Genomic DNA, 13,713 nt, shown 5'->3' with positions numbered 1-13,713 from the left:
CAAATAAAAATATCTCAAAGATATGATAACCATGAAAAAGATTGCAATTACATTGTTCTTTTGTGCCAGTTGCTTTGTTCTGCTCTTTGCGCAGAAAGAACCGGCTTGGGACAATACCTCAAAAAGAAAATGGGATCCGGCATTTCAGAAGGTAGAGATTCCTTCCACTAAAGATGGAGAAGTTCAGAAGGCATTTATGTACAAGTCGACTAGCAAGGTATCACAGCCTTTGATCGTAAGTCTGCATACCTGGAGCGGTTATTACAATCAGACTGATCCTTTAGCTAAAGAGATATTGGCGCGTGACTGGAATTATATTCATCCTGATTTCAGGGGAGCTAACAGGACACCTTCGTCAATGGGGAGTCCGTTGGCTTTGGGGGATATTGAAGATGCCATTCAGTATGCATTGAAGCATACTAATGCTAATCCAGAGGAGGTACATATAATAGGGGTATCAGGAGGTGGCTTTGCTACGTTAGCCGCTTTCATGAATATAGAATACCCTGTGAAATCATTCTCTGCATGGGTTCCAATTTCAGATATTGAAGCCTGGTATTGGGAATGTGTAGGAAGAGGATCAAGATATGCGGAAGATATTCTAAGTGTTGTATCTCTTGATAAAAAGACCTTTAATAAAGAAACCGCTATTCTTCGTTCGCCTTTGAGACAAGATTTCCCGATAGAGAAGCGGAAGAATTCGAGATTGTATATATACACAGGTATCCATGACGGTTATAAAGGTTCTGTTCCCATCACTCATTCTTTAAATATGTATAATAGACTGGTTGGAGAGTTGAAATATGGGAGTTCGGATATGAAAGAAATTATGGAGAAATCTTTGTCGGACTCCGATCTGATATCCCCTGAAGAAATGCTTGGACTTTTAGGAAAGCGCATGAATCCTGAATATGAGAAGAATCAGATGTTATATGATCGTAAAGTTCATTTACTTCGTAAATATGAAAATATACAATTGACGGTTTTTGAAGGAAGGCATGAGCAGATTTCTCAAGCTTTAAGTTTGCTGCCTTATAATCATACTGTGACGGATTTGAAATGTAATATATTGGCTATTGGAGACTCGAATGGTCAAAATAAAGGTGGATGGGTCGATCAGTTGAAAAAGATGATGCCTGAATCAAATATTGTTAATCTCTCTGAGAGTGGTAGGACTATTGGGTTTGATAATAATGGAAGAGAACGTCTTAATGCACTCAAAAATATAGATGCATATTTGGATAAGGCACAGGTTGAGAAGAAACGTTATGATTATATTATCGTATGCTTGGGTACAAATGATTCTAAAAAAATGTTTGATTCAAGGCAAAGAGAAGTTTCAGAAAATCTAAAGGTTCTTTTGGCTAAAATTAAGAAGCATAAGTTGTGTAGGAGTGGCAAGACCAAATTTATTTATGTGACTCCACCACCTTTGAGGGATGAAAATGTTAGTCCCAAATATCAGGATTCAGGTAAGAGATTGGCACGTTTGGTTCCGGAACTTGAGACTATGGCCTTAAAGCAGGGCTTTGATGTCGTTAATATCCATCAGCCGCTGTTGGGAGTACTTGATTATTATGCTAAAGATGGTGTACACATGGCAGAGCCCGGGCAGGAGATTGTGGCGTCAAAAATACTTTCTCATATTTTGAGTAAGAGATAGGTGTCGAAAGTCAGAAAAGAAACTGTAATCCCAAATATTATTATACTATGAATAGGAGAATTTTTCTTTTGTGTTTATTGTTATTTCCGCTTTTGGTCTTCTCTAAGCCGGGGGGAGAACGTGAATATTGGGTGAAAACAATGATTAAAATGGTGGATCCCATTTATACGAATCTGAGCCGGAATACATTAAGAAAGAATATGCCAGTAGAGACGCGTGACGGGTTGAATACTGGTAATGATAGAAAAGATGTGACTCATTTGGAAGCATTAGGACGTTCATTTGCTGGAATTGCACCATGGCTTAATCTTCCGGTTGATAAAACGGAAGAGGGAAAGTTGCGTTTTAAATATATTGATTTGGTAGTTAAGTCTTTGGCTAATGCTGTTGATCCGGAATCTCCTGATTATATGCCTTTTGATAGACCTTACAGTCAGAAGTTAGTTGATGCTGCATACGTAGCGGAAGGATTGCTTCGTTCAAAAGATCAGGTTTGGACTCGCTTGGATACTATCACCAAGCAGCGGTTGATAAAGGAACTGAAGGCATCCCGGCATTTTAAGGCACCGGACAAGAATTGGTTAATGTTTTCGGCTATGATTGAGGTTGCTTTATTAGAGTTCACAGGAGAATGTAATATGAAACCTGTTACCTATGCTTTACAAAAACATAAAGAGTGGTATAAAGGTGATGGGTGGTATGGTGATGGACATCGTTTGCATATGGACTATTATAATAGTTTTGTCATTCAACCGATGATGATGGATATATTGGATGTATTGAAACGTCGTGGAGCAGAAGGTGCCGATTTTTATGATACACAGTTGAGGCGTTTTGTGCGTTTTGCTGAACAACAGGAAAGAATGATCGGCCCGGACGGGACTTATCCACCTGTCGGACGTTCTATCGCTTATCGTTTAGGGGCATTTCATGCATTGGCACAAGTCTCATTGATGAAGAAATTGCCGAAGGAAATTAAACCGGCACAGGTGCGTTGTGCTTTGACAAAAGCAATGAAACGACAACTCGTGAAAGGAACGTATGATAAAGACGGATGGCTTACATTGGGGTTTTGTGGTCATCAGCCTCGTTTGGCGGAGAAGTATGTTTCTACAGGAAGTTTGTATATGTGCACTTTAGTTTTTTTGCCTTTAGGGCTTGATGCTATGGATGAATTCTGGAGTAGTGGGCCGGAAGAATGGACTTCGTTAAAAATATGGGGTAGTGATGCAGAAGTTCCTATTGACCATGCATTGAGAGATTAACTCTTATGTAAACTATAAAAATAATAAATTGAACTATGAGAATAAGATTTTTGATTGTTACTTTTGCTATTTTCTTTTCTTTGTGTAGCTCTGTTTCGGGTAAGGATAATAGAAAAGAAATGCGTACTATTATAGATAAAGGATTGAATACGGCTATTGTGCAGTCTAAACAGATGGCGGAGAAATTACTAGGGCAGAAAGATGAACTTCCTCGTACCATAGGTAAAAGGGGAGCGTTTATAACATCGAATGCAGGGGCATGGACAAGTGGCTTTTTCCCTGGAGTATTATGGTATTTGTATGAAGCGAATGGTGATGTCTCATTAAAGATGTATGCTGAAGATTATACCAGGCGGCTGGAAAAACAACAATTTACTACCAGTAATCATGATGTAGGTTTTATTCTTTATTGCAGTTATGGTAATGGATGGCGTTTGACCGGTAATGAAGAATATAAGCAGGTAATGTTACAAGGGGCGCAGTCGTTAAGTACACGTTTTAATCCGGTAACTGGTTGTATTAAATCCTGGAATAGAAAAACTTGGCAGTATCCGGTTATCATTGATAATATGATGAATCTGGAATTATTATTATGGGCATCTAAAAATTCGGAACATTCGGATTTTGCTTCCATAGCACGTTCTCATGCGGATATTACAATGAAGAATCATTTCCGTCCGGATTATAGTTGTTATCATGTCGTATCTTATGATACAATAACTGGGAAGCCGGATCACAAAGGTACTTATCAAGGATATGCCGATGATTCGGACTGGTCTCGCGGGCAAGGTTGGGCACTGTATGGTTATGTAATGATGTATCGTGAAACAAAAGAGAAGAAATATTTGGAACATGCCATACAAGTAGCTAAATTTATCATAAATCATCCGCAATTGCCGGAGGATAAGATTCCTTATTGGGATTTTGATGATCCTGATATTCCTGACACACCGCGTGATGCTTCTGCCGGAGCGGTGATTGCATCCGCTTTGATTGAGTTGAGCCAATATACTAAAGGACGCTTTTCTAAGGAATGTTTATCCGTAGCGGAGACACAGCTAAGAAATTTGTCGTCTTCTAAGTATTTGGCAGAACCGGGGACAAACTGTGATTTTATATTAAAACACTCTGTAGGTAACAAGCCCAAAAAGAAAGAAGTGGATGTACCGTTGACTTACGCTGATTACTATTATGTGGAAGCTTTGCTTCGTTATAAAAAAGATATTTTAAAAGATAAAATTGGTATTGAAATAAAGAAATAAGAATCACATGAAGAACAGAATTATAATTTTATGCTTGGTATGTCTGTGCCTGGTTAATATTGGACTATTTGCACAGGAAACTTCTCCCCGCACCATCTTCTCGCTGAATGAGGGTTGGGAGTGTAGGCCTATCACAACAGTAAACCGAAAAGCTCCATTCACTCCAGTGACTATACCTCATACTTGGAATACGAGTTATATTGAAGGGACTACATTATATGAGCGTAAAATGATGGTATATCAGCGTCCGTTGGTAGTGACGAAGGCAATGAAAAATAAACGCCTTTTCCTGTATTTTGAAGGAGTGAATTCGGCTGCACAGGTGTTTATGAATCGTCGCACGGTTGGTGAGCATTTGGGTGGATATACCGCTTTTTGTATTGAAATTACAGACGAGGTGAAAGAAGGAGAGAACTTGCTGGAAGTTTGGGCTAGCAATGCATATCGTACAGATATTTTGCCTGTTAGCGGTGATTTTAATGTGAATGGAGGTATTCATCGTCCATGCCATTTGATTGTAACCGGACAGGATTGTATTTCTCCTTTATTTTATGCTTCTCCGGGAGTATTTATCCATCAGGAAAATATCTCGAAAACGGTTGCTGATGTGAATGTGGAGACACATCTTTCATTAAAAAACAAGAAACAGGGGCTAAGGCTTAAAACAACTGTGGCGGATGCGGATAATAAAACCGTAGCTAGTAATGAGGTGGAAGTCTCTGATGTGATTGTAAAACAGCCGATGAAGATTCATCGTCCTATTCTTTGGGACGGGAAGAAGAATCCTTATTTATATACTGTGACTGTCGAGTTGTATGATGGCAATCTATTGAAAGACAGGATGGTGCAGCGTACAGGATTCCGCTATTTCTCTGTGGATCATGAAAAGGGTTTCTTCCTGAATGGTGAATATCTGAACCTTTATGGCTTCTGCCGTCATGAGGATGCAGTAGGTAGAGCCAGTGCCTTGCTTCCGGAAGATTACCGGATGGATATGGAACTTATAAAAGAGTCCGGAGCAACAGCGATGCGTCTTGCTCATTATCCTCACGCAGAACCAATGTATGATTTGTCGGATGAGAATGGGATTATTCTTTGGACGGAGATACCGATGTGCGGTCCTGGTGGACAGGCATTTACCGGATTTGTTGATACCGAAGGATATAAGGATAATGCACGGTTGGCAGTGAAAGAGTTGGTTTATCAGAAGTTTAATCATCCTTCTATCTGTTTTTGGGGTATATGTAATGAGATACTGGTAAGTGATGGGAAAAGATTTGTGGAGTATGATAATCCTATTCCTTTTATTAAAGAACTCAACGGAATTTATAAATCAATTGATTCTTCCCGGCTTACAGCATTGGCTACTTGTGTAGACCAGTCTTACTATCTGGGGTGCTCGGACTTGATTGCCTGGAATAAATATTTCGGTTGGTACAAAGATGCCGCCCCTTCGGCATCCAAGTTTTTTGATGATTGTAGGGATAGCTCAAAAGGAATACCGGTCGGTGTTTCTGAATATGGTGGTGGGGCAAGTATCAATCACCATCAATGGCCGCTTGCTATGGAAGACCGTTCCGATAGTCATTTTCATCCGGAAGAAGCCCAGACATTCTGCCACGAAGGTAACTGGGAATCATTTGCAAAACGTCCTTATCTATGGGCAAAATTCATCTGGGTATTTGCCGATTTTCCTTCTTATATGCGTCAGGAAGGAGAGAAGGATGGATATAATGATAAGGGTTTGGTGACACATGATAGAAAAACGAAGAAAGATGCTTTTTACTTTTATAAGGCTAACTGGAATCCGGAACCTATGATTTATATTACAAGCCGCCGTTTTACTAAAAGAGATAATCCGAAGACGGATATTAAAGTCTTTACAAATCTAAAGGAGGCTACTCTTTATATCAACAACCGGAAAATAGGAACGATGAAACCGGATGAAATGAATCGTGTTATCTGGAAAGATATCCGATTAAATGATGGACGTAATATCATTTGTGTGGAAGGGAAAAATGGGAAAGGACTTCTTTCGGATACCTGTGAATGGTATTGCATTAAATAAGTTAATTGTATAAATAAAAACTACGGGGAGGCTCCCGTAGTTTTTTGTTCTTGAAAATAAGCCTGTATGTACTTATATGCCAATAATTTGTATTGTAGTACGGAAAGCGGGTTTGTACATCACTGATTATACTTTTTGAATCAGAATACATGTAAATGTACAGTAATTAAGGTTCTTTATATACCAATCGTATAACTTTGTTCCAGTAAAATTGATCGTGAATTTATTGTGTTAATTGAATATGTGCTGTTTTAGTACTATCAATAGGTTAATTTAATATATTTAATATTATGAGAAATGTGATGAATAGTATGCGGTATTTGCTGTTATTATTGTTCCTTTCGTCTTTTCTGTTTTCGTGTGAGAATAAGATGGATGAGCATTATGAAAAGCCAGGGTGGTTGAAAGGGAGCGCATGGGACGTTCTTGCCAATGAGTATGAAGGAAAATACTCTATCTTTCTTGAGGCGGCAGAGTTGGCCGGATTTCGTCCTGTTTTGGAAGGTAAGGCACTTGCTACAGTTATGGCACCGGATAATGATGCCTTTATGGCTTATTTGGAGAAAGAAGGATATGTTTCGGTAAGAGACATGCCGATGGACGAGCTGAAAAAGCTGATTGGTTTCCATTTGGTTTATTACTCCTATAATAAAAGTGACTTGGAAAACTTCCGTCCGCAGAGTGATGTTGTCGATGAAGAGGATACTGATGTGTTGCCCGGCATGTATTATAAATTCAGGACTCGGAGTTCCAGCCCGACTTCATTGGGAGTTGATCCTACTACTAATGATTTGGTGACAGTATATCATTTGGAACGGTTTGTCCCTGTTTTTTCTCACTACATGTTTTCGTCCAAGGGAATTGATGCCAAAAAGAACTATGAATATTTTTATCCAAACTCTATTTGGACGGGTGATGCAGGATTTAATGTATCCAATGCAACGGTCAAGGATTATCAGATTATTGCTAATAATGGCTATATTTATGCTATAGATCAGGTGCTTGAACCCCTGGAGACTATTTATACGGTCATGAAGGATAAACAACAATATTCAAAATTCCTGGATTTGTATAATTCGTATAGTACTTTTACGTATGATGAGCAGTTGACTAATGATTTTGCGAAAGGCTTGGGGGTGGACAAGCTCTATTTATTTAAGCATGAGGCTAGCGGCTTACCCAATATCGCATTAGAATGGCCTGTTTCCAACTTTAGGCTGATTCCGACGCTTGCTTCTGTTTCTTATAGTGTATTTGCGCCTACAAATGAAGCTTTGGAAGCATTCTTTACTCGTTTTTGGAAAGAACATGGTTATAATTTTTTGGAAAATGTCGATCCTTTAGTCGTTAAGATCCTGTTACTGCAATATGTATATGGTGGCTCTATTGTTTTTCCTGATGAAATAAAGAATATAACCAATGATTATGGTACTTCCTATAATTTTGATCCTTATACAGTGAAAGATAAGAGTATTTGTGTTAATGGAAGTTTTTATGGATTGGATGAGATTGATACTCCCCCTATTTTTAATTCGGTAATCGGACCGGCTTTTTCTCATAGAGATTATCGTTGTTTCTTGTATGCTTTGGACGGTGCAGAAGGATTATTGAAGACTTATAGTTCTTTGGCTACTAAATATACCTTGTTAATTCCTGATGACGCGACTTTCAAGGCAAGTGAAATGGAAGTGTTGAAAACAACTTCCGGAACGTATGCATTGATGGAACCCGCAGATACTGAATCAGGTATGGGGCCGGTCGGGTCTTCTAAATTGCAGCGGTTGGTCAATGTACATACAGTAAGTGGTGAAGAAACTCTTCCTTTCAACGGTACTAAGGTATATACCAGTCAGAATGCATCAGCGTATTGGTTTGTTAAAGATGGAAAGATTACTACCAATGCAATTTTTAATATGGCATTAGGAATGACCGGAAATGATTTCTCCTCACTTTTCTCACCTTTTGAAGAAGTTACTAATAATGGAGAAGCTTGGAGTAATGGAAAGTCATATGTGTATAAATCAAACACGTATGGAGTATTTGATATAGACGGTGCAGATGCCGGCGATGCTAATTATAAAGGAATAAAAGCTGTATTGGCAACCTGCAATGAATCCAAATATCCCTATTTTGTATTTGCGCAATTATTGAAAAAAGCCAATATGGTTACCGGGCAAGATTTACCGGATTTTCAGAGCCGGATTATAAGCTTTATTCCGACCAATGAAGCATTGGTAGAAGCTATGAAGGCTGGTAAGATTCCGGGTGTAGAGGGAGGAACTATTGATTTGTCTCAAGCGGAGCCAACCTTGGAAGGTACATTTGAACCGGAAGTATTAAAGGCATATTTGAAAAATTATTTCTTGATTACTACCTATGCTCCGGAAGTGACCAGTTGCCCCTATGTTGGTTCTCCTACATGGAAAACAGGCACTTATCGCAATTCTAATTATAAGAATATAATCTATACAGATAATGGAGAGTCTTTGTCTGTCCAGTTGGATGGCTCAGATCATGTATGTTCCGTGGTTCCAACCTATTATTATTTTCCATTTGCATACAATGATGGAGGATTCCATTTAATAGACTCTGTTTTTTAATAAACTGAATATCTAAAATTATGAAACAATTTAAATTAATATGTGTATCAATAGCTCTGCTTCTGTGTGGTGTGGGAGAGGCTGTTGCTCAGACGCACAAGGTTGTGTCGGGTACGATCACAGAGTTGATAGGAAAAGCGGCAGAACCGTTGGTTGGAGTAAATGTGAATATCGTTAATGCGCAGAATCGTTCTTTGGGAGGAGCTATTACTAACCTGAACGGTCAGTATAATGTGAAGATTCCTGAGGGGGAGAGTAATCTGACAATTGTATTCTCTTATATTGGGATGAAAACTCAACGCGTTAAATATGCGGGTCAGACGAACTTGAATATTCGTATGGAATCCGAATCAAAAACAGTGGATGAGGTGGTTGTTTCGGCCAAACGTATAGAGAGAAATGATTTGGGTATTACTAGCAAAGAGATGATATCAGCTACTCAAAAGGTGAATATGGACGATTTGGTAGCAGCCGCTCCTATTGTCTCTGTCGAAGAGGCGTTGCAAGGTCAGTTGGGTGGTGTTGATATTGTGTTAGGTGGTGATCCGGGTACTCGCAGTTCCATTCGTATCCGTGGTACGGGTACATTGAATGCATCAGCCGACCCTTTGATTGTAATTGACGGTGTACCTTATCCGACGGATATTAGTGATGATTTTGATTTTTCTACTGCTAATGAAGAAGATTTAGGTGCTCTTTTGAACATCTCTCCTAATGATATAGCAACGGTCGAAGTTTTGAAAGACGCTTCAGCTACTGCTATCTGGGGAACACAGGGAGCAAACGGTGTTTTGGTTATTACTACTAAAAAAGGTACGGTAGGAAAAACCCGTTTCTCTTTCTCATCTAAATGGACTCTTAAGACCGAGCCTAAAAATGTCCCTATGCTTAATGGGGATGAATACACTGCTTTGATGCAGGAAGGGATTTGGAATTCAGCCAAATATACAGGATTGGATAACGCGTCAAATCATTATTTGGATTTATTATTCAATACCCCGGTCATTGGATATACTCCCGGATTCGAACATTTTAATGAGTATAATCAGGATGTAAACTGGTTGGATTATGTACGTCAGACAGCTTTGACTTCAGATAATAACTTTTCTATGAGTGGTGGTGGTGAGAAAGCTACTTATCGTCTCTCTTTGGGCTATATGAGTGATGACGGGACTACTATCGGAACATCGTTGAAGCGGTTGAACACATCATTGAATGTAACTTACCAGTTTTCTAATAAGTTGAAATTTGGAGCGAACTTTTCTTATTCACAATCTGATCAGGATGCAAACTGGGCAAAAAATGTCCGTTCGGAAGCATTGAGTAAAATGCCGAATAAATCTCCTTATACAATAGACAGAAGGACAGGACTGATGACGGGAGATTATTTTGTGTATCATGATCCGGACTTTGAAGGTTCTTTCAAAGGTACTGTTAATAAAGATTCACAAAACTTTAATCCGGTAGCTATGGTAAATGAAGCGGTGAATAATACAATGCAGCGGGAAGCTAAGATTACGTTTAATGCTGATTATACGATTTTGCCAGGATTTACATACAAAGGTTGGGCGGCTATAAATATGCGTACGATCAAGGCTCATCGTTTCTTGCCTCAGGTTGTAACCGGAGTAGCTCAAAACAGTGAGTATGCCAATCAGAGTGTGGACTCTTATTCTGATAAACTAGTACTTCAGACAGAAAATAAATTTATGTATATTAAAAATTGGAATGATAAGCATAATTTAATCGCTAATGCGTTGGTTCGTACTTCTCAACAAGTTACTACCAATTATCTGAGTGCTACATATGGTAATGCTTCTTCGGGCTTGTCTGATCCTACTGTCGGTACTTCGGTTTTGGGGGGAGAAAATGGGATGAATTCCAGTGAGGCTGAAACTCGTACTGTGTCATTTATCGGTTTGATGAATTATACATTATTAAATCGTTATGTATTTCATGCTTCTTTAAATGCCGAAGGCAACTCTGCCATGGGACGTAATAAGCGTATGGGATATTTTCCAGCCGCAGGTATTGCATGGAATCTTCAGAATGAATCTTTTATGGAGTCTCTGAGGGATCGTTGGTTGGATGAAGCTAAAATACGTGTCAGTGTAGGGCAGAGTGGTCGTGCTCCAAGTGGTACTTCTATTTATCTGGGAGCTTATGTTAAAGGTGATAACTATATGAATATGTCCGGTACGAAACCGGAACGTATGCAGTTGGATGATTTGCATTGGGAGACTTCTACCGAATATAATTATGGTGCGGATGTCATGTTATTCGGTGGTCGTTTAAAGTTTACATTTGACTATTATCAAAAATACATCAAGGATTTGCTACAAAAAGACTATAAACTCCCTTCATCCACCGGTTTTGGTTCGATGAGATATTATAATTCCGGGAAAATGGAAAATAAAGGTTGGGAATTTCGTGCGGATGCAATCTTTTGGAAGAATAAAGACTGGCAGATCAGCGGCTATGTGAACCTTAGTCGCAATGAAAACCGTATTACTGAATTACCAGGCAATATGGCGCAGGAAACTTATGAAGCCAATAATGGTAAATATGCTGCACGTGTAGAGGTAGGTCAACCGGTCGGAGCTTTTTATGGTTACCGTTATTTGGGAGTATATAAAGATAAGGATGCTACTTATGCGCGTGACGCATCAGGCAATATAATGAACGATGTACACGGTAAGCCAATCGTTATGAAAAATCTGACTAAGGCTTGTCAGCCGGGAGATGCCATATATGAGGATATTAATCATGATGGTGTAATTAATCAATATGACATCGTGTATTTGGGAAATTACAATCCGGTGTTGACTGGTGGTGCCGGATTAACGGTCAAGTATAAACAAGTGTCCTTGAGTGCATTCTTCCATGGACGTTTCGGACAATCAATTGTAAATACAGCTCGTATGAATAACGAATCAATGTACAGTGATGACAATCAGAGTACGGCTGTTTTGAGACGTTGGAGAAATGAGGGGGATGTAACGGATATTCCACGTGCTTTGTATAAGGAAGGATACAACTATTTAGGTTCTGACCGTTTCGTGGAAGATGCTTCATTTATTCGCCTGAAAACTCTGACATTGAATTATTTGTTCCCTAAAAAGATATGTAATCGATTGGGAATAAATACTTTAAGTTGTTTTGTAACAGGCTATAACTTATTTACGTGGACAAATTATACGGGACAAGATCCGGAAGTGGAAATTCCTACTAAACCTACAGATTTGGCAGAGGATAAGGCTACCACTCCTGTTTCTATGAGATTCGCTTTTGGTATTAATCTGAATTTCTAATACAAGGTAATATGAAAAAGATATTAATATGTTTGGCTATTGCCGGAGTCGGTTTGTTAAGTTCCGGCTGTAATGACTGGTTGGATGTGCTGCCTAAGAATGAGCAGGTGTCACCTGACTATTGGAAGACAAAAGAACAGGTGGAAGAAGTCCTTGCGCAAGGCTACTCGTATATGCGCACCACTGTTCCTTACTTGATCTATTGGGGCGAACTCCGGGGTGGCTCTGTCTATGCATATAGTGGTTCGGAACAACAAAAATTGCAAAACTTTCAATTGACAGCTTCGTCCAAGATGTGTAATTGGTCGGCTTTCTATCAGCTCTTGAATATTGCCAATTCAATTATAAAATATGCACCGGAAGTACATGGGCATGATGCGACATATACGGAAGCTGCCATGAACTCACATATGGCGGAAGCTTATTTTATGCGGGCATGGGTTAATTTCACACTGGTACGTAATTATAAGGAAGCTCCTTTAATACTGGAACCTTATGTGACGGATTCCTATCCGTTCAATATGAGCAAGTCTTCGGAAGAAACATTTATCGTTCAGATAAAAGAGGATATAAAGACAGCATTGGACTCCGGAGCGGCTAAAGAGTTTTATGATGATGACACATGGGCGGGCGCTACAAAAGGGCGTATCACTAAATGGGCTTTATATGCGTTAATGGCAGATGTTTGTCTTTGGAGTGAAGATTATGAAGGCTGTATTGAATATACGGATTTGTTGATTAATGCTAACTCCTCTCATCGTCCGGCATTTATGGCTGACCCTGAACAATGGTTCACGATTTTTAATCCGGGAAATAGTAATGAATCCGTTTTTGAGATAAATTTTGATGTGCTCACTTATAATCAACCTGTCGATAATAGCCCGTCTGCCTATTTTACTCATTCTTCATCTGCACCATTTCAATATTCAGTGGCTATGTACGGTCGTTTATGGAATGAAACCAGAACCAGCAATGAGAGTTCGGTTCGTGCGTCCGGAGGAGCATATAACGACTTAGGAGTAGGGGCGGCTTCCTGTGTCTGGAAATATCAGGGATATGGTTACATGTCTACGGGCTACAGGGATCAACAAGATGCCAACTGGATTCTTTATCGTATGGCGGACGTATTGCTGATGAAAGCGGAAGCTTTGGCGTGGAAGGGTGGAACTGCTAATTTTCAGGCTGCCATAGATTTGATAAACCGGGTACGTACCCGTGCCAATGTTGCAGAGCTGGATGTGAACATAAATGATGTGACGGAAGAATCTATGCTGAGATATGTGTTGGAAGAACGTGATATTGAGTTGGCTGCGGAAGGGAAACGCTGGTATGACTTGGTTCGTTTCGGTAAGTCGAAAGGTTATAAATATCAGACGGCATTCATTGATTTGATTGTGGCAAACAATGCTTCAGCCAGTTCACAATGGCTACGTTCGGTATTGAAAAATACGTATGCTTGGTATCTGCCGATTCCTCAGAGTGATATTGAGCGGAATTCACTTCTGACACAGAACCCTTATTATGATATAACTTCAAATTGATAT

The 13,713-nt window shown here is 39.4% G+C and carries 7 protein-coding genes; all 7 read left to right on the top strand.

Translation table 11 applies throughout. From position 1 onward, the window contains the following. Positions 1-31 precede the first annotated feature (31 nt). The 7 genes from Bovatus_RS15165 (at position 32) to Bovatus_RS15135 (ending at position 13,710) form a co-directional block, all read left to right on the top strand. The gene (locus Bovatus_RS15165; protein ID WP_052587938.1) at positions 32-1,663 is read left to right on the top strand and encodes an SGNH/GDSL hydrolase family protein; all 1,632 of its coding nucleotides are present in this window, start codon (positions 32-34) and stop codon (positions 1,661-1,663) included. Between the two features lie 47 nt (positions 1,664-1,710). Beyond that, entirely contained in the window at positions 1,711-2,928 is a 1,218-nt protein-coding gene (locus Bovatus_RS15160; protein WP_004298528.1) for a DUF2264 domain-containing protein, read from the top strand. Positions 2,929-2,963: 35 nt separating this feature from the next. Then, positions 2,964-4,190, top strand: a complete 1,227-nt coding sequence (locus tag Bovatus_RS15155) for a glycoside hydrolase family 88 protein (RefSeq protein WP_004298527.1) — start codon at positions 2,964-2,966, stop codon at positions 4,188-4,190. A 7-nt stretch (positions 4,191-4,197) separates the two neighbouring features. Beyond that, positions 4,198-6,258: a glycoside hydrolase family 2 protein gene (locus tag Bovatus_RS15150; protein WP_004298526.1), complete on the top strand. Its 2,061-nt coding sequence runs from the start codon at positions 4,198-4,200 to the stop codon at positions 6,256-6,258. 290 nt (positions 6,259-6,548) lie between these two features. Beyond that, positions 6,549-8,858: a fasciclin domain-containing protein gene (locus Bovatus_RS15145; protein WP_224440833.1), complete on the top strand. Its 2,310-nt coding sequence runs from the start codon at positions 6,549-6,551 to the stop codon at positions 8,856-8,858. Positions 8,859-8,878: 20 nt separating this feature from the next. Then, positions 8,879-12,169 carry a SusC/RagA family TonB-linked outer membrane protein gene (locus Bovatus_RS15140; protein ID WP_004298524.1) on the top strand — a complete coding sequence of 1,097 codons (3,291 nt, stop codon included), beginning with the start codon at positions 8,879-8,881 and terminating at the stop codon, positions 12,167-12,169. An 11-nt stretch (positions 12,170-12,180) separates the two neighbouring features. Next, a complete protein-coding gene (locus Bovatus_RS15135; RefSeq protein WP_004298523.1) occupies positions 12,181-13,710 on the top strand; it encodes a RagB/SusD family nutrient uptake outer membrane protein in 1,530 nt (509 codons plus the stop codon). Positions 13,711-13,713 lie beyond the last annotated feature (3 nt).

The sequence above is a fragment of the Bacteroides ovatus genome, assembly GCF_001314995.1.
GTDB classification, from domain to species: Bacteria; Bacteroidota; Bacteroidia; order Bacteroidales; family Bacteroidaceae; genus Bacteroides; species Bacteroides ovatus.
Note: the sequence above shows the minus strand (reverse complement) of the source record. Positions and strands in the feature narration are given on the sequence as shown.